Consider the following 19,217-nt stretch of genomic DNA (forward strand, 5'->3'; position numbering starts at 1 on the left):
GCCCTTAACGCAGGCCTGCGGTCCGGATACTTGGCGCGTAAGCTGTCAGCTGACGGCCTTTCCCCTTTCCCTCAGCGGTCCATTTGCCGGCCGGCCTGTTACAGGGATTCCACCATCCCCTGCTCTCTGTGAACGCCCTCTACGGTTTGATCTCCGCTTCAACGGTTTATTTCAATCCCCATCCTGAGTATAGTACGGCTCAGAATACCCCAGCAGACAGGCTGCTGTTTAAGATTCAGCTTACTAGATATTATACAAGTTTTCCCGCAGATGTCAAACATTTTTTAGCCTGAATCTACTGATCATTGGTAAGCTTAAAGTAATCCAGAACATAAAATACCAGACTTAAAATCATGCCTACCACGCAGGCCAGCACCATACCGGTAAGCTGCACATTTCCAAACTTCACGGCAATTCCCGACAGACCCGTGACAAATATGACTGAGGTAAGGGCCAGATTTCTGGAATTTCCGTAATCCACCCTGGAATCCACCAGAATACGCAGACCTGAGGTACCAATCATACCGTAAAGCAGGAAGGAAATACCGCCGATAACAGGACCGGGTATGGTGCTGATAAGAGTGGAGAACTTGCCGATAAAGGAGCACACAATGGACAGCACGGCCGCTCCCGCAATCACGCGCACGCTGTACACACGGGTGATTGCCATGACGCCGATATTCTCTCCATAGGTGGTGGTGGGCACAGAGCCTATCAGTCCTGATATCATGGTGGAAAAATTATCTCCGAACAGGGAACGGTGAAGACCCGGATCCTTTAACAGATCCCTTCCCACAATCTTGCTGGTGACCACCTGGTGTCCGATGTGCTCAGAGGTGATGACCAGGAGCACCGGAAGGATAATCATGATAGCCTCCAGATTAAACTTAGGCGTGCTGAAATTAGGCAGGGCAAAAACAGGAGCCGCTGCCACCTCGGCAAAATCCACGATACCCGCGGCAAGGGCAGACGCGTAGCCCACAATGACCGCTATGAGGATAGGGATAACCGAGAAGAACTTTCTGAACAGGATGGAACCAAATACAGCAGTTCCCAGGGTAAGAACAAACACGATTGTCTTTCTGGGGTCCAGCACCTCGTCCAGAAGCCCTGCATTGCTGGCAGCTGAACCGGAGAGCTCCAGTCCTATGAGCGCCACCACCGGGCCCATGGCTGCCGGCGGAAGGACCACCTCAATCCATTCTGTCCCGAATTTATATACAATAAAGGCCAGGATACAACCGCAGAACCCCACTGCCACGAATCCACCCAGGGCATATTCATATCCGAAATTACTGATGACCACGCCTGCCGGCGCCAGAAATGCAAAGCTGGATCCCAGATAGGCCGGGGCCTTTCCCTTTGTCACTCCGATAAAAAGCAGGGTGCCCACACCGTTCATAAACAGCACCACAGCCGGGTTTATGCCAAATATAAACGGCACCAGGATGGATGCGCCGAACATGGCGAACATGTGCTGGATGCTGAGGGGTACCAACAGGTTAAAGGGTACCTTGTCCTCTACTTGAATGATGCGTTGATTTTCCATTGTTTTCCTCCTTTGTTGTCCACTTGTTTCATACTCTGTTTCCTGCCGCGCGCCTCCGCCCTGAGCGGTTATGTCCCCGGCTTATCTTACCCCTCTCAAAACACCGTTCGCAGATGGAGAACGGATAATCCCATGACAGCTCCTTCCCGCAGGCTGAACATTTACGGGTGTAGCTGGCACATTCTGTCCTTAAAATACGGCTGATTTCCTCCTCTGTGCTGCGTCTCTCCTCGGCCAGGTTCTCGGCCTGAACAGGAAGCCCCACCTTTCTGGAGAACTGGAAATAAAGATCCAGCATCTTATAGTAGCTCTCCAAATCATACAGGTCCTCTCCCGGGCTGTAAGGAAACTCCAGTTCCGTCACGTCACGGTATTCCCTGCAGTAATCCTTCCACAGGTCCATGACCATCTTATTGTCTATGTCAATGGAACAGGTGATGAGCTTATAAATTTCCTGCCGGGAGTATTCCCCCATATCATCCCGGTGTACATGCTCAAAACTCATATACAGCGCCAGCAGCTCGTCCACCTCCATCTTCTCATAAATGGAAGGCGTGTCCATGCCGGCCCATATCTTAACCAGCGTATCAATCTCAGCAGGAAGGTTGAGAAGCTGCTCAGGGAATCCCACATATGCCTTCATAATAGGCATGGGCATTCTGGAAAGACCGTCCTCGATGACCTCCGGCTCGTCGATGGCAGCCACGAATCCCTCGTCGTAAAGACCGTATCTTCCGGCCCGTCCGGCAATCTGTTTTATCTCCTCCGGATTCAGGGTACGCTTATTTACCCCGTCAAATTTGCGTGTTTCCACAAATACGATTCTGCGTATGGGCAGGTTTAGCCCCATGCCGATGGCGTCAGTGCTGACCACCACCTCTGTCTCCCTGGCCAGGAACCTGCGCACCTGTTCACGCCTGGTGGCGGGAGGCAGGCTTCCGTAAATAACGCTGCAGTGGATTCCCTCGTTCTCCAGGTGGGCTGCCAGGGCCAGCACTGATTTTTTGGAAAACACAATGAGGGCATCGCCCTTTTTTAAATCCTGTTTCAGATTATAGGGCTTTTTCTCCATGGTCAGCCGGGTGTTCCGCTTATGGCGCACCACCCTGTACTGGTCGCCGCACCGCTTAATCATCTGAACCACAATATCCTCTGCCTCGGGAGCCATGCACAGGTGGATTTCCTCTGCCCGAAGCCCCAGCACTGCCCTGGTCCAGTTATGTCCGCGGTAGGGGTCGGCTATCATCTGGCACTCGTCCACCACCACGATATCGAAATATTCATGGTCGTTTAACATCTCTACGGTACAGGACTGGCAGACCGCTCCAGGCACCTCCAGCGTCTCCTCGCCTGTGACCATGGAACAGGACAGGCCCTCTGTGTTGAGCTTGTCATAGACCTCCAGGGCCAGCAGTCTTAACGGCCCGAAGTAAGCTCCATGCCTGCACTCCTTAAGACGCTCCAGCGCGTCGTGGGTCTTGCCGCTGTTGGTAGGGCCCACATGAAGGATGAACCTGCGTTTCATCTCCCTGGCCCCTGGGTATTCCTGCTCCGGCTTCTGTTTCACAGACTCCAGGATCCCCTTCTTGATGGTTTTCGGAATGTAGAACAGTTGGTATGCCCTCTCCAGAGAATTAGTGAGGAGATAACGGCGGATGCCCTGCATCTTCAGCACCTGCTCCAAATCCTCAAGGGACAGGCCGTTTACATATTCCAGGTCCTTTCTGGCAAGGGCTTCACAGAATTCATTCATCTGACGGCAGCCGGACTCCCACTGCTCCAGGGCAGGCCCTGTCAGGTGTCCTTCCCTGCGCATGAGATAGGCGCACACCTTTGACAGCATGGCGTGGACATCGCTGAGTTCGTTGGACTTCACCAGCGGCTTCAGGTTGGCCTCGGTCAACCGGCTCATGCGTTTCCTGAGTTCGGCACCTGTCATGGCCCGGTAGCGTTTGTTCACATTCCCAAAGAACAGGCCCTGGTAATATTCCGCCAGATACTGCTCGCACTCCTTTTTTATCTCCATGGATTTCCTCTTTCTTCCAAATATTCGTAAAAGCAGCCAGACGCATATGTTTCCATATCCATCTGGCAGCACATTATACCATGGTTGTATCTACAAAATGTTCAAACCCCGATATACCATATTCTGCACACACGCTGTTGATTCCATCCACGATTTCCTCCCGTGAGTAATTGGCGGTGTAGAGTTCCTCATCCTTCAGCTGGTTGAGGTACATATAAAAAGTGAGGGCCATCTCCAGACAGTCCAGGCTGTCCGTGTCCAGCTCGTCGGTAAGAAGGTTCTCCGCGTCATTGATGTTTCCCTCATCCACCAGATCCTTAAGCCGCTTATATATCCGGTCAAGGTCCGTATACTTGTCCTCATCCTCGGGAAGGTCATAATCAATATCGCTCTTTCCAAGAACCAGCCTGGCAATCGCCCTCACCAGATCGCTGATTGTTCTCATAACATAATCGTCCTGATATCCCATGTCATTTCATCTCCTGAATTTAGTGGATTCTGTTTTTTGCACATTTAAACTTAGTATAGTTGATAACCTTTCCTCCGTCAAGCAGTCTGTGGCCACAATGATGAACCAATGGCAGATAGGGACCTGACTGCCATGCACCAAAGGTTTTGCGGCACATACGCTATCCTAAGACTCAATCTGCCCGACTATAGGCAGATTTTACATTTCAGGAGTGACTGGATGGAACACCCACATTTTATCATCGCTTTTACCGGTAATGAACAGACCGGCAAGGAGGTCTTGTTTAAAAAGCTCACCGCCCAAAAGGGCCCTGCTATGCCTTCCTGTATACGGGACATGTCCTGCCCCCATGGTGATTTTTCATATGACAGCCGCCGCTATAAGGCAGTGAACCTTCCCGGGGTCCTGTCCCTCAGCTCCCCGTCAGAGGAAGCCAGCTGCACGGCATCCTATCTCTGCTCCGGACACCCGGACGCCATTCTGGTGATAGGCCACGCGCTTCATCTGGAAATCCTTCTGGGACTTTTAAAAGAAATCCTGAGTCTTGGACCGGTCAGGGACTCCTCCATTCCCGTTGTCCTGTGTGTCAGCCGCTGTGAAGAAGCCAGACGGCAGGGCATCCGCATTGATTTTTCACTTCTCCACGATGTACTCCAGATTCCGGTCGTCCCCCTCCACGGATACGGCAGGGAACAGATGGACGACTTAAAAGCAGCCCTCCACTATGCTCTCCAGCCCCATCACAGGCACGATTTTCTCTACGACTGTCTGGACTTTTCTCCCTGCCGCCTGGCTCATGAGTGCATGATGCCTGAAATAAGCCCGTCTCAGGGAAAAAAGCGGAATATAAGCCCGGAAGCAGGATGGATCCGAAGAATATGTGAAGCGCTGCTGCTATTGCTCTTAATTGGACTTACCGCCTGTCTGTCCATCCAGCTTACAGACTGTCTCTGGCCGTTATTTTTTGAAACTGAAACCGTCCTGTGGGCCTGGGCAGAATGGTTTGGAATACCTGCCTGGCTGGCTGCCCCCATGGTTCATGGTGCATTTCGCGCCGTGTCATGCACCATACTGGTAATGCTCCCAATGCTTTTTCTGCTGTTTCCCCTGTTGGGTTTGCTGGGAAGATGCAGCTGCTTTCCCTGGGCCGTATATCTGTCAGACCTGCTGACAGAGTTTTTTATTGAAAAACCTTGTAATACCGCCAGCCATTACAAGTCATACGGTATCTTTTCCACCCTTTTCTCAAGTACCGCAGATCACACCATTCCGGTCCTTGACAAGGCAGCGGCTGCAGCTGTCCCGTCCGGCATTCTCATATGGTTTCTTGGCAGCATGGTATATGCCGGACCGGAAACAGGTTACGGCGCCCTACTGTTTTCGGATATAGCCGGAGGGAACCTGTTAGCTGCCATCACACATTTTCTTGAGCATCCGGCCCGTCTCCTTGGACTGGACGGCACCATACTGGCTGCTTTTATCCTGGGTATTTTTTCCCATGGAATGGCGCTTCCCTCCATGATGATGATATATCTGAAAACAGGAGGAATCCCTTCCCCTTCATCCCCCTTCATCCTCGGACAGGTGCTGGCAAATCACGGGTGGACCTGGCGCACTGCCCTGTGCACCTGTCTCATGGCTCTGACCCGCTTTCCAAGCATCACTGTCTGTCTGAAGATGCGCAGAAGACCCGGCCATACTCCGTACTTTTTTTGGGGGCGGCTGCTGGTATTCATTCTCGGTATCACCCTGTGCTTTCTCATAGCTTTGACAGGCAGAATATCCGGCTGACACCTGCGCTCCCATCATAATGCAGCAATCCCTTTCCCTCTCATAAAATCATTCCCCGGAATATGGCCCTGCCCTAGAAATATCTTCCAGCGCATGTCCCCCATTTTCTGGGGATTCTTTCTTGACTGCCGTGTCTCCTGAGCCTATAATGGAACTAAGCAAACAACAGGATACATATATGGACATTCAAAAACGCAGGACATTCATCATCAGCTTTATTTACTTTGGAATCATAGGTGTGCTCTGCTATATAGGGTTAAAGAAACTCCTTCCCATACTGATTCCCTTCATGGCCGCCATGGCTATTGCAGCCATGCTGGAACCGGCAGTGTCTCTACTGGACAGACACATGAAGGGCGGAAAGGGCGCGGCCGCCGCAGTTGTGCTGCTGGTCTTTTATGGTTCCATTCTGACAATCATGTGCGTGTCTGGCAGCCAAATCCTGTCATCCATCCAGGAACAGGCAAAAAAGCTGCCGGGCATCTACAGCCAGACCATCGAACCAGGTCTGTCCCATTTCTTCTCCCTGTTGGAAAACAGTTTCCCCGGACACAGCATCCACATATCAGCCCTTGGACAAAGCCTGGAGCGTTTCATGGAAAATGCTTCTGTGGGCATCTCCTCCGGACTGCTTGGGTGGGGCGCTTCTGCCATAAGCGGTATTCCTGCCCTGGTCCTTGATTTTGTCATCGCTGTGATCGCATCCTTTTTCCTGACAGGCAATTACAGGGAGACGCTGGATTTCCTGCTGTATCAGATTCCTGAGGACAGACGGCAAATGCTCTTACAGGTACTTCTCCAAATCCGTAAAGTCGCCTGCCGGCTTCTGCGGGCTTATGCGCTCCTGATGCTCCTGACATTTACGGAACTTTATATCGGTTTCCTGGTGCTGGGCATTCCGGCCGGATTCACACTTGCCTGCATCACCTCGCTGGTGGATATTCTGCCGGTCCTTGGCACAGGCACCGTGCTTCTTCCCTGGGCATTCATAGCCTGGACGACCGGCTCCGGAAGCCTGGCCATGGGTCTTGTGTGCCTGTATCTGCTCATAGCAGTGGTCCGCCAGACCCTGGAGCCCAAAATCATCGGCCATCAGATGGGCCTGTCCCCCATAGCCACCCTCCTGTGCATCTTTGCAGGCGGCAAGCTTCTTGGCCTGACCGGTATATTCCTGTTCCCCATAGCCGCCACCGTACTGGCCGAACTGCACAGCGGAAATAACCTCCCCGCCCAGAACCAGGTTTAACCTGCAGCATCCCACCAGGCAAGAACACAACCATACCCCAAAGGCAGGTGTTGTATATGAAGTTCTTCCATAACGTTACAGCCAAGATTGCGCCGGCATTTTCCTCTAAAGCCGCATTAAAATCCACCGCCCCCCAGAACAAGGCGCCTGAAAGGACAGAAAAGAAAGTCCGTTCTTTTAGATTTTTTGCAGCCGGCCTGGTTCTGGCCGCTGTCTCCGGCCTGCTGGGACTCTGTGCCCGGACAGTGCCCGGGTTCGCCCAGTTTTACTCCGTCACCGTGTACCCGCTCCTGGCCGGTACATTGGGACGGTTGTGCAGCCTGTTTCCATTTTCCCTTTCCGAAATCGGGCTGTATTCCCTCTGCCTGTTCTGCATATGCTACATGATTCTGCATATCAGGCAGCCTGTTGTGGTGTTCTCCCGTGCCTTTTTTCTTTGCTGTGTCCTGTTATTCGTGTTCACCATAAACTGCGGCATCAACTATTACCGGAACCCCTTTTCCTATGAGGCAGGCATTGCCGCAGAAAAAACCTCCACCGAGGAGCTGCTGGCGCTGTGCCGTTATCTTACAAACCAAATCAACAGCTCTCTGACAGAAATAGACCACTCCGGCGAAATCCTGGACGGCCTCTACCCGGGACAGACCGAGGCAACCCCCGCGCCATCAGCCCGGGAGCTTTCAAAGCTTGGAAGGGACGGCAGGGCAGCCATGGTCCGGCTGGGCCAGTCCTACCCCCAGCTGGAGGGTTATTATCCCTATCCAAAGCCTCTTATCAACTCCAGACTGCTGTCCGTGCAGCAGCTCTGCGGCATTTATTCCCCTTTCACCATAGAGGCAAACTACAACAGGGAAATGCCTTACTATAACATCCCCCATACCATCTGCCATGAATTGTCTCATCTGAAGGGATTTATGCGGGAAGATGAAGCCAACTTCATCGGATACCTGGCATGTATCGGCTCCGACTCCCCGGACTTTCGCTACAGCGGCTATCTGACCGGCTGGGTCTACGCCGGCAATGCCCTGGCCAGGGTGGACCCCGAAAGTTATTATGACCTTTATACAAAGCTGTCCCCTCAGGCCGCTCAGGACCTGGCCTGGAACAACCAGTTCTGGGAACGCTTTGAAGGACCTGTGGCAGAAGCCTCCACCCAGATGAATGACAGATATCTCAAAGCCCACAGCCAGGAGGACGGCGTCAGAAGCTATGGACGGATGGTGGATTTGATGCTGGCATATTATAAGGACCAATTAAGGGAGGATTAGGTTAAATCCTCCCTTTACCGCATGGAAGCCCTGGAACACCAGGCGGGCATCCTGTTTCGCACCCTTATTCTGGCCCATATCACCGGCCGTGATGTCCCGTATCTATCCGGGGAAGCGCTGGCCGGGCTGGTACAAATCCGGGACGAAATGGGTATACTCACCGGGGGAATTCCGGAGAATTAATGTTTCCGGCTCCGTTCAAACTTCATACCTTCATAAATACGGACCGGATTTCCCCGCTCCAGCCTTGCGTGTTCCATCCACGCAAGGCTTTTTTCCTTTTGCTGATTTCTGGCATTCATTTCTGCCAGTATGCTGCACAGCCGGTCCATGGCAATCTGCTTATTCATATGCTGGCTCCTGGCCTGGGTTGACACCACGGCTGTACCCGTGGGAATATGGATGGCCCGTACACCGGTCTCCACCTTATTCACATGCTGTCCTCCCTTTCCTCCGCTGCGGAAGGTTTCAAAACGCACCATTCTTTCCTCTGATATCCTTGGGACCTGGTCCAGTATGCTGACATCCACATACCAGTTCTTCCTCCTGTGGCCGGGACGGTAGGGACTTTTGCAAATCCACTGCACACTGCCCTCCAGCTCCCGTAAATCCCGGTCCGTCTCAAACACCACAGATGACATGCATCCAGGCTTCTTTCCGGGGGTACAGCCTACCAGGCGCACATCCCCGGCTTCCTTTCTCAGTTCCTCATAGAGCATAGCCACTGCCAGCTCGCATTCTGCCGGTCCCTGACCGGAACTAATCTGTACTCTCATAGGCTCCCTCCTATCCTTTAAACGTGATCAGAGGACGCAGGGTGGCTGCTATGTCAATCAGTCCGTACTCCTGCAATACCCCCATGACCTGCTCCACATTTTTATATGCCTCCGGCGCCTCTGCGAACAGCAGGTTGGTATCGTGGCAGACCACACGGCTCTTAAGGCCTGTGCACCGGATAGAATCCCGGTCATATTTTTGGTCTATGCGGCTTTTGCAGATACTCCTGGCCCATTTTCTTCCCGCGCCATGAGAGAGAGAATTAAGTGACACCGCCGTATCCTCCCTTGGGATGCACACATAGGTCAGGCTTCCCCTTGACCCCGGAATCACCACTGCTCCCTTAGAGGCTGATACGCTGCCCTTTCTGTGCAGAAGGCCGTCCTTTGTCCGTTCCAGATAATTATGGCAGCTGTCCATGAGAAGCTCCGGCTCAGAGGCGCCTCCCAGCCACGCAAGCAGCTTCTGCGCCGCTGCTCTCCGGTTTCTCACTGCCCACCTTAAAGCTCTGTCATGCTCAGCCATATATGCCTCTGCCTGTTCAGAACCATCCGCAAGCCCCTCCGGCACCCAAAACCGTGACAGGATCTCCTGGCCGTATCCCCTGGATCCGCAGTGGACCAAAAGCAGAATACGGTCCGCACAAAGCCCCAGGCTCCCGGCTGCCTCCTGGTCATAAATCCGCTCCACACATTGGAACTCCGCAAAATGGTTCCCTCCTCCCAGGGTTCCCAAGTCCCGTATCGGGCACTCCTCCTCATATGGGTTGGAAAACGGTATATCCTCCAGCTCCCGGACGGCCTCCAGCCTTGATACCCATTTCTCCTGTTTAAACTTCTTTTTCTTTACCCCTGTGTCAAAGAGGCTCATACCGCAGCCGATATCATTTCCAAGTAAATGGGGATATAATACTCCCCTGCTGAGGACAGCGGTTCCCACAGGAATCCGCCCGGGATGCAGGTCCGGAAGCCCCACTGCCTTCACAACGCCAGGAAGCCTGCTCACTGCCAAAAGCTGGTCCTTTGCCGCCTGTTCCATCCAATTCTTACCGCTGCTGATTAATATGCAATTTTCTTTCTCCAAATCAAATTCTCCTTCATAAGCCGACAGCTCAGCCCATACTTCTGTCATTTTCCCCCAAAAAAGGGTACAAAAAAACACGACAACAAGCCGTGCGCATCAAAAAAACATAGTATGCCGCTTCCTGTCCTACTGTTTCGTTATACTGTTTTCACCTCTGCTTTATCATTACGACCTGCCAACATAACAACCACTCCTTTGCTCATGAAGGATTTGCTTCCTTCGTATTCTGTATTATACTATAATCGTAACCCGGCAAAATGTCAATCCCGTAATTATCCCGGAATTCCATCATGCTTTCATCAACACGGAACTTTTATATCATTGCATATACCAGGGTATATTAATGATTGTGACAGATGCAGGGTACTCTGCCCGCTGTAATTTATACAGGGCAGGACTTAAGCAGTTTTCAAATACGCTCTGTAATCAAGCAATCAAGGAGGAATAAAGAAGAATGAAAAAAAGTAAAAGCCCGGCGGAGCAAATCACCGCAGCACGGGCAGTCTCACCACGGAAAGCCCTGGCCCTGACAGCCGCGGTACTGGCAGCCGCCATTACTGCCACCGGATGCTCCGGTACAGGTCGGACAGAAACAGAACCGGAAAGCCAGGCTGAAATCACGGCCGGACCTGCAGTTAACCAGCCTGAAAGCCCGGAGCGGCCCCATGGAGGCCAAACCGTCCAAGGCCCGGCAGCCTATGTGGATGATTTTTATGATGCGGTAAACCATGACACACTTAATGGCTGGGAAATTCCGGCTGAACAGGCCGATATGAGCTGGTTCAGGAAGGCGCGGGAGGACAACTATTCCAAGGTAAATGACCTGATTCGCCAGGCTTCATCTGAAGCAGGACAGGCAGGGCAGGAAGCGGGAAGCGACCTGTATAACATACGCGCCCTGAATCTGACCGGCCTGGACCGGGAGACCAGGGACAGGGAAGGATACGGCCGCACAGCCGGAGCATTTTTAAAGGAAGTAGATTCAGCAGGTTCTGTCTCTGAGCTTTTAAAGGCATGCCTCCAGTTCCAGAGGGATACCGGACTGTTCAGCCTTATGGGCTGGTATTATGAAGGGGACAGCGGGGATTCCTCCGTTAAAGTCCTCTATCTCTCACAGCCGGATTCCGGTCTCAGGAGGGAAGTCTGGTTCTCCGAAGATGCATCCAACCAGAAGCGGGTGGAGGAATACAAAAAATACCTCACAAAGCTTCACGAAAATAACGGCCTGAGCCCGGAGGAAGCAGGGGTGACCGTTGCCCGGGTAACTGATATGATGAAAGATCTGGCGTCCTCCACCCTTAAGATAGAGGAGGTCTATGACCCGGAAAAAACATACAATGTCTGCACGGCCGGCGAGGCGGCAAACCTCTATTCCTCGGCTCTGCCCTTCCGCCTTCTAAACAGCATTTTCGGCATACAGGAAGGTGAAAAGACAGTTGTCTCCCAGCCGGATGCCTGCAGGAAGCTTGGAAGCTATCTGAAGGAAGAAAACCTTCCCCTCCTGAAAGAATATGTCAAGACATGTCTCTATTCAGATCTGTCCATGATGACAGACACCGCTTCCCTGGACGCTGCCCAGGAGTATCAGACAGCAGCAGGAGGTATAGAAAAGAAAAAGGATTTTGAGCGGACCGTATCTGAAACAGTCCAGGAAAAACTTGGTTTCCAGTGCGGCCGTGTATTCTGTGAAACCTATTTTAACGAGGACGCCAAACAGGATGTGGCTTCCATCATCCGGCAAATCATAGATGTATACGACAACCGCCTTGCCCATATGGAATGGATGACAGAATCCACCCGTCAGGAGGCAAGGAAAAAGCTGAAAGCCATTACTGTCAAGGTTGGTTATCCCGATGAATGGCCCCAGGACAAATTGAACCTGGTACTGAAATCCCCGGACCAGGGCGGTGTCTACATCGACAATATCATGGAAATCCTTAAGGCATCCCAGGATTACTCCTTTAAGACCAGACACGCCCCGGTGGACCGGAATGAATGGAGCATGACGCCCCAGACAGTCAATGCCTATTATAACCCCGGAAACAACGAGATCGTGTTTCCGGCCGGAATCCTTCAGGCCCCGTTTTATGACCCGCAGGCTGAGCCTGTGGCCAACCTGGGTGGCATCGGAGCTGTTATCGGCCACGAAATCACCCATGCGTTTGACACAAGCGGATCCCAGTATGATGAAAAGGGAAACCTGAGGGATTGGTGGACTGCCCAGGATAAACAGCATTTCAGGGAATTGGCCCAAAAGGTCATTGACTACTATGATACCATGGAAGTAAACGGCATCCAGGTAAACGGTACGCTGAGCGTTACGGAGAATATCGCTGACCTGGGAGGTGTTTCCTGCATAACAGAAATAGCCAAGGAAAAGGGATATGACCTGAAGGAGCTGTACCATGCCTATGGTGTCATATGGGCCACAAAATACAGGGATGAATACCTTTCCTACATCATGACCAATGACACACATTCCCCTGGCATCACCAGGGTAAATGCCGTACTGTCTGCCACCGATGACTTTTATACTGCCTTTGGGGTCAGGGAAGGCGACGGGATGTACCGCAGGCCGGAGGACAGACCCCATATCTGGTAGAAATATCTATATATATAAAATGTCAGAGTCCGGGAAGCATCTGCCTCCCGGACTCTGTATCTGTATTGCCATGATTACTCTTCTCTCTTTTTCCTGACAAGCAGCCAGATAATTACAAACCCGGTACATAAAATCATAACCTGAAATACAAGGATGACGCAGATGCCTGCCAGCACCAGAAAGCCCGCAGCCCTTAATCCGCTGCCAGAGCTTCCCTCAGAGTTCGTTCCTGCCTGGTCCGGGTCCTCCTGTGACGGGATATCCTGTGATGGGTTCTCCTGTGACGGGTCCTCAGCTCCCTCACCATCCTGATCCAGTCCCTGGATCCTGCGCACATCCCCTGCCAGGGCTTCCAGCTCCCCGCTGTCAAACACATCCCTCAGCCCGCAGCGGTACATGGTGTCGCGGTAGGGCGCATCCAGACCTTCATTCAAAAGTCCCATATACGTATCCACAGCGCCGTCCCAGTCCCTCCTGGACATGGTCCAGAGATCAAGGGCCGACAGAGCCGAGGTTCCATATCCCATATAGTACAGGGGGCTGTAAAACAGATGCGACACATCCACCCAGTCATAGCACACGCCCTCGTCGTAGACATCAAAATACCATCCATGATAGGAATCCTGTATCTCTTTGAATGTGCGGTTCATGTCCTCCAGACTCATGTCCGGATCCATGTAAACAGCTTCCTCAAATTCCTGCAGCATGCAGGACATAATGATCACATACAGCATATCCGTAACAGTCTCAAACTCAAAGGCCTCTGCCCCTTCGCCAAACATATCCCCCGCATACTGGTTGGCCAGCATCTCCAACCCCTGTGACTGGACCTCGCACACATCCACACTGTAACCCTGGAACAGTTCAGGCACCGAATTATAATAATAGGAGCTGAAATGCCCGAATTCATGAATCAGGGACTGGTAATCCGTAAATGTATGGTTTCTGTTGATGAAAATAAATGCGTCGCCATAGCTTGGAAGCCCTACGGTATAATTATTATCCATCCTGTCCTGTCCGTCTTCCCCGGACTGGATATCATACAGCTCGTTGTCCTGCATATACCGGAAAATCTCACCCAGCTCAGGATTCACCGATCCGACAGCCCTTCCAACACCGGCCAGTATGTCCTGGGCGGAACTCTCTTCCATAAGGTCCAGGGAGTCATAGGATTCCTGGGCCACATCCATATACCAGATGTCATTATTAAGGGGAACAATACGGGTCTTTACATCCGAGCAAAGCCCCTCTGCGTCCTGAAGGGTATAGTCCCTTCCGTAAACAGCCTCAAAGGAATAACGGGCATAGTTGTCATAGCCTTTAAGCTCTGCTGTCCGGCGGCGCACCTGGACCAGTTCCCGGAACTTGCTGCCCAGAACCCGGTTCTTTTCCCTGACAAGTGCATCCTCAATCTCAGCGTACTGCCCGTCGTCAAGGTCCGGTTCCCGTTCCAGCCGGCTGTAGCTCCACTGTCCGCCCTCCAGCTCCACCGTAAAATCGCCGGAAGCCAGTTTGTCATACTCCCTGAGAAGCTCCTGCTCCCTCCGGTTCAGTTCGGTCAGTTCCCCGGAATTTTCCCTGTAATATTCGATGTAAGGCGCATATTCAATCCCCATCTTATCTGTCAGGAGTTCTTTATAGGATGAGTTCATCCCCTTCTTAAGGCAGGCTGCGGCCTTATCCCCCATCTCGGAGTAGATGTCCGTGGTATATGCCTGTTCTGCGGCAGCCTGCTCATCCGACACGTCCCTGTCATAGTTCAGCTGGGCCATATAAGTCAGGGTAGCCAGACGGTCATACTCATCCACAATGGCATCGTATAGCCTCAGCACTTCCTCTTCCCGGCCTTGCGAAGCACAGGCCTGTTCAAAATCAGCCATGGCCTGTTCCATGGCAGCCGGGTCATAGTGCTCGTATGGCCTCCGAGAATAGGGAACGGCTTCATGGACCTTTCCGCCGGCTTTGCTGACATATTCCGGTTCCCGGGCCCTTTCCCGGGCAGTCAGGCTTCCCTGAGACGCGCTGCAGGAGGTGATCGTCAGTGACATCACCAATGCCAGGACCAGTGCTGCCCCGCGCCTTAGACTCCTTTTCCACATTTCGTTTTTCACAGCAGGCCCTCCTTACATATTATGGTATATGCCTATTGTAACATCCCGGACGTTTTACCGCCAGTTGATTTAATGTCTCATCTCCGGTCCATGGTCCATGCTGCCTGCCTAATCTCCGGTTATCCATCCTTCCTCCTCCGGAAGCAGGAAATAGTTATTATCCCTGTCCGAATCAGCAATCATGGCGTCCAGCTCCCGGATCAGATAGCTATCCGGCATGTTTCTCTCCCAGAACCGGTATCCCTTGGTGCTCTTTATACCTTTGACGTCAATTTCCCGTCCTGCATAGTAATCAATGTATACCCCTGCATAGGTTGCTGCCATGGAATGTTCCACGTCTGCCCCCAGGTTCTTCACAACGCCCCGTATCTGATCGCTGATCAGCTTTTGTATGTACCGGTAGGACCAGTCTTCAAAATCCAGCAGGTCCGGATTGGTGCTTCCGTTTTTCTGTGCCCAGGCAGATACATCCACAGCCCTGGTGGCATAGGAAATACTTCCGTCCTCCTCCCATAACACCTCTCCATACTGGCAGGGCGGTATGCTGAGGGCATCTGTCACGATTTCCTGTATGCCGTAATTTCCTTCCGGAACTCCGGGCTCGCTCTTATGCTTGCGGATACGCTGCACATGCAGGTGTCCGCTGAAAAAAAGCGGGAGCTCATATTTCTGAAGAAGGGAAATCACCTCTTTGTTGTTGTCCATGGCGCACTGGGTGGTATACATCCTGCTCTGGGCCAGCAGATTATGGTGGGCAATGGGTATCACAAACACTCCCTCCTCCTTTGCCCTGGCCAGCTGTTCATCGGCCCAGGTCATGGTGCTGTCTTTCAGTCTTCCCTCCACCTTGTTATCCGGCTCATATTGGCAGGAGTCCAGCATCAGAAGCCAGTTTCTGTCATCCAGGGCGTAGACATAGCTCAGTGAGCTGTCGTCCCGGCTCAGTGCCTGGTCATAACCGTATTCATGGTAAATCTCATGGAATTCAGGTCCGTCAATATAGGGAGCCGGCTCTTTCCGGGCGCCGTAGTACACCGAAGCGTCATGGTTATTAATATCATGGTTTCCCGGTATCACCAGGACCTGTATGCCTGCGTCCTGGACCCTTTTAAGCCTTGCCGCCAGCTCCTCATGGTTCAGCCGCTCCCCGTTCATAGTAATATCGCCGCTGAGAACCAGGGCAGAGGGCCGTTCCTCTATGACCTCGTCCAGAAATGCTTCCAAAAGCTCAGGCAGATACTGGATCACCTTTCCGTCACTCCGTTCCACAAACAGCCGGAAAGCTTCCCCGCCGTCTCCGGCTAAAGCGCTTTGATAGTGAAGGTCTGTTGCCAGGATCAGCCTGGGCGGTATGTAGGGTTCCTCAGGGGCTTGCGGAGGAGTCCACATACCGGGAAATTTCTTCTTCCACTCCTTATAGCCCTCCTGCCTGATTACTTCATCCTGGGGTTCCTGTGCCTGGGAATCCGTAGCCAATGCCGGCCCGGCCGGTTCCTCCCATTCCTCCCCTGTCTTTGCTTCCCGGGTGCCCTCAGGCCCCCCGCTTTCCCTGCTCTCAACCGATACAGGCCCTGAAGGCTCCATTAAAGTCTTTAAAACGTGCAGTACCCCGAAGCATGCCATAAATACCATGGCATACATCAGGGCACTTATCATCCAGGTCTTTCTCTTCATGCAGTCTGCTCTTTCTGTATTAACTATCGCTGTGTTATATTATGCCCAGTTCCTTCATGGCATACGCGATTCCGTCCTCCTCCACATCCTTTGTCTCAAACGTGGCGTAGGGCTCCAGAACTTCGTCATGCTTTCCCATCAGGATACAGTTGCTTGCGTAGCGGAACATGGCAAGGTCATTGCCGCTGTCGCCGAACACATAGGCATCATCCAGAGAGATGCCGTAATGCTTCAATACCAAATCAATGGCCGTTGCCTTGGAATGTCCTCTGGGCACACATTCATATTCCCCGTTTCCGCGGTCTATGATTTCCATGTCCCTGAGCCGTCCGAAAAGCTCCTTGGGCCTGCTGTTTTCACCCGAGATAAGATAAAACTTATCATAGTCATAGCAGTCGTCCTCCCAGTCATATTCAGACACACAGTCCGAACGTCTGAGCGACGCCTTCATCTGCTCCACCCTTGGAATAGATGACTGTGACCTGTGGATGTGGATTCCGTCCGACGCCTCAAGGGCTCCGTCCAGTCCGCACGCATCAATATGGCCCTTGATTTCCAGCCCTCTCTCATGAGGAATGTGGTAGCTGTACATGACCCTGCCCTCTGCAAGGATATAGGTCCCGCAGCCGCACAGATATCCGTCTGCTTCCACCAGCTTCTTAATTTCGCCCAGATGGGCATATACGCGGCCCGTATTGATGAACACCAGATGTCCTTTTGCGCGCGCCTCCTTCAGTGCCTGTACCGCACTTTCAGGAACCCGGCCCGTCTTTTCAGACAGGAGGGTTCCGTCAATATCATAAAATAAAGCTTTCGTTCTATTATTCATCATCTCTGAACACAATGGTCTGTGCTTCCTCGTCCATGCTCTCCACGATTGCCAGTGACTCCAGTCTGATTCCCTCTGAACGCAGCAGGTCTCCGCCTACCTGAAATCCCTTCTCGATGACAATGCCCGCGCCTACCAGTTCAGCGCCGGAATCCCGTACCAGGGCAGCCAGGCCCTCCAGAGCCTTTCCATTGGCCAGGAAGTCATCAATGAGCAGCACCTTGTCGCCGGCTCCCAGAAACTCTCTTGACACGATGATATCATAAACCCTGCCATGGGTGTAGGACTCCACCTTGGTGGTATAAACCTCGCCTGCAATATTCTTGGTCTGTGTCTTTTTGGCAAATACAACCGGCACATCAAAATACTGGGCCACAATACATGCAATTCCGATTCCGGAGGCCTCAATGGTAAGAATCTTGGTGACCTCCACATCGGCAAACCTGCGCTTAAATTCTTTTCCAATCTCTCCAAAAAGCTTAATGTCCATCTGATGGTTCAAGAAGCTGTCCACCTTCAGAACGTTTCCGGCTTTTATCTTGCCGTCCTTGCGTATCCTGTCCTTTAAAATCTGCATGTACGAGTCCTCCTTCTTCTTTTGGCAATCCTTCTTTACTGTGCGGCTGTGGTCTCTGCGGCTGTTGTCTCTGCTTCTGTTGTTTCCTCTGCGGCGGCAGTTTCCCCTGCTGTTGTCTCCTCAGCCGGAGCAGCTGCGTCCTGGGCCTCGTTGACTGCGTTGTCCGCCATGAACTTCATAACCTTCTGGTTCAGGGCCATTTCATCCAGGGTCTCCTGGCCGAAATATTCCACTGCGGCCTCAAGAGTCTGGCCGTTCATCTCCGCAAATGCCTGGCGGTCAGCATCCTCCAGGGTTATGCCCTCCAGCTCGGCAACCTTAAGGATAACCAGCTGGTTCTTCACATCATCCTTCACTGACGCGTAAACAGCTTCCTGTAATCCGGGCACATCCATGCCATTGGCCTTAGCCATGCCGGACAGGTTGGTGCCGTACATCTTAGCCTGCTCTTCATACTGCTTGATGCGGTCATTATAACGTCTGGAAAGGGTGTTCTTGTTCAGCTTGAACTTGGAGTTCTCAACCACATTCTTAAGTACATACTGCTGGATCTGAAGGTCGGCAGACTGCTGCTTCTGCTTTAAAAGGTCTTCCTTAACACTGGCCCTGTACTCATCCACTGTCTTAAAATCAGAAACACTCTGTACAAACGCGTCATCCAGTACAGCAGACTGCTTTTCCTTTACAGCATTCACAGTCACCTCAAATACAACGTCCTGTCCTGCCAGGGCTTTCTCGCTGTAGTCCTCAGGGAACGTCAGGTTCAGTTCCTTCTTATCGCCCTTCTTTGTGCCAATCAGTCCGTCCTCAAATCCATCGATCATCCTGCCGGATCCCAGGGTCAGGTCCTGTCCTTCGCCGGTGCCGCCTGCAAATTCCACACCGTCCTGTTTTCCTACATAATCAATGTTGACAATATCGCCTTCTGCGGCAGGCCTGTCCACTTCCTCAATTTTAGGATTCTGGCTGAGTACCTGGTTGATTTTTGACTCCACCTCGGCATCTGTTACCATGACAGCCGGTACATTTACCTTTACGCCCTTATACTCTGACAGCTCTACCGTGCCCAGATTCTCCTTTCCTTCCGTCTGGCTGGCCCCGCAGCCTGTCATGATGGAAGCTGCAGCCAGTCCGCATAAACATATGAGTGCTAATTTTTTCATTTTACATATCCCTTTTCTATCCTGATTTCACACGCAGGACCTTGAATTATCC

The 19,217-nt window shown here is 52.2% G+C and carries 14 protein-coding genes; 4 read left to right on the forward strand and 10 right to left on the reverse strand.

Translation table 11 applies throughout. From position 1 onward, the window contains the following. Window positions 1-295: 295 nt before the first annotated feature. From uraA to LI015_RS19415, 3 genes are all read right to left on the reverse strand, one after another. Window positions 296-1,549, reverse strand: a complete 1,254-nt coding sequence (uraA, locus tag LI015_RS19405) for a uracil permease (protein ID WP_002572827.1) — start codon at window positions 1,547-1,549, stop codon at window positions 296-298. 28 nt (window positions 1,550-1,577) lie between these two features. Then, window positions 1,578-3,575 carry a helicase-related protein gene (locus LI015_RS19410; protein ID WP_002566725.1) on the reverse strand — a complete coding sequence of 666 codons (1,998 nt, stop codon included), beginning with the start codon at window positions 3,573-3,575 and terminating at the stop codon, window positions 1,578-1,580. A 73-nt stretch (window positions 3,576-3,648) separates the two neighbouring features. Beyond that, window positions 3,649-4,044: a DUF6483 family protein gene (locus LI015_RS19415; protein WP_227126084.1), complete on the reverse strand. Its 396-nt coding sequence runs from the start codon at window positions 4,042-4,044 to the stop codon at window positions 3,649-3,651. 219 nt (window positions 4,045-4,263) lie between these two features. Between LI015_RS19415 and LI015_RS19420 the strand changes: the two genes are divergently transcribed. From LI015_RS19420 to LI015_RS19430, 3 genes are all read left to right on the forward strand, one after another. After that, window positions 4,264-5,835 carry a FeoB small GTPase domain-containing protein gene (locus tag LI015_RS19420; protein ID WP_227126086.1) on the forward strand — a complete coding sequence of 524 codons (1,572 nt, stop codon included), beginning with the start codon at window positions 4,264-4,266 and terminating at the stop codon, window positions 5,833-5,835. 178 nt (window positions 5,836-6,013) lie between these two features. Further along, window positions 6,014-7,081, forward strand: a complete 1,068-nt coding sequence (gene ytvI, locus LI015_RS19425; protein ID WP_227126087.1) for a sporulation integral membrane protein YtvI — start codon at window positions 6,014-6,016, stop codon at window positions 7,079-7,081. Window positions 7,082-7,137: 56 nt separating this feature from the next. Beyond that, complete coding sequence (locus LI015_RS19430; protein ID WP_002572830.1) at window positions 7,138-8,349, forward strand: DUF3810 domain-containing protein; 1,212 nt, start codon at window positions 7,138-7,140, stop codon at window positions 8,347-8,349. 179 nt (window positions 8,350-8,528) lie between these two features. Here LI015_RS19430 and prfH read toward each other — a convergent pair whose 3' ends face one another. Further along, window positions 8,529-9,125: a peptide chain release factor H gene (prfH, locus tag LI015_RS19435; RefSeq protein WP_002566736.1), complete on the reverse strand. Its 597-nt coding sequence runs from the start codon at window positions 9,123-9,125 to the stop codon at window positions 8,529-8,531. A 10-nt stretch (window positions 9,126-9,135) separates the two neighbouring features. Beyond that, window positions 9,136-10,209 (reverse strand): RNA ligase RtcB family protein, encoded by a 1,074-nt coding sequence (locus LI015_RS19440; RefSeq protein ID WP_002572833.1) that lies wholly within the window; start codon window positions 10,207-10,209, stop codon window positions 9,136-9,138. A 454-nt stretch (window positions 10,210-10,663) separates the two neighbouring features. Here LI015_RS19440 and LI015_RS19445 point away from each other — a divergent pair, with 454 nt between their 5' ends. Next, window positions 10,664-12,811 (forward strand): M13 family metallopeptidase, encoded by a 2,148-nt coding sequence (locus tag LI015_RS19445; RefSeq protein WP_227126089.1) that lies wholly within the window; start codon window positions 10,664-10,666, stop codon window positions 12,809-12,811. Window positions 12,812-12,885: 74 nt separating this feature from the next. Here LI015_RS19445 and LI015_RS19450 read toward each other — a convergent pair whose 3' ends face one another. From LI015_RS19450 to tig, 5 genes are all read right to left on the reverse strand, one after another. Next, complete coding sequence (locus LI015_RS19450; RefSeq protein WP_227126091.1) at window positions 12,886-14,922, reverse strand: M3 family metallopeptidase; 2,037 nt, start codon at window positions 14,920-14,922, stop codon at window positions 12,886-12,888. Window positions 14,923-15,030: 108 nt separating this feature from the next. Continuing rightward, window positions 15,031-16,596: a metallophosphoesterase gene (locus LI015_RS19455; protein WP_227126093.1), complete on the reverse strand. Its 1,566-nt coding sequence runs from the start codon at window positions 16,594-16,596 to the stop codon at window positions 15,031-15,033. 34 nt (window positions 16,597-16,630) lie between these two features. Next, on the reverse strand, window positions 16,631-17,440 hold the full coding sequence (locus LI015_RS19460) for an HAD-IIB family hydrolase (RefSeq protein WP_227126094.1): 810 nt from the start codon (window positions 17,438-17,440) through the stop codon (window positions 16,631-16,633). Then, on the reverse strand, window positions 17,418-18,002 hold the full coding sequence (locus tag LI015_RS19465; protein ID WP_002566742.1) for a xanthine phosphoribosyltransferase: 585 nt from the start codon (window positions 18,000-18,002) through the stop codon (window positions 17,418-17,420). Before LI015_RS19465 ends, LI015_RS19460 begins: the two co-directional genes overlap by 23 nt. A 35-nt stretch (window positions 18,003-18,037) precedes the next feature. Beyond that, window positions 18,038-19,165 carry a trigger factor gene (gene tig, locus LI015_RS19470; RefSeq protein WP_227126096.1) on the reverse strand — a complete coding sequence of 376 codons (1,128 nt, stop codon included), beginning with the start codon at window positions 19,163-19,165 and terminating at the stop codon, window positions 18,038-18,040. Between the last annotated feature and the right edge of the window lie 52 nt (window positions 19,166-19,217).

This window comes from Enterocloster sp. 210928-DFI.2.20, from assembly GCF_020554465.1.
GTDB classification, from domain to species: domain Bacteria; phylum Bacillota; class Clostridia; order Lachnospirales; family Lachnospiraceae; genus Enterocloster; species Enterocloster bolteae.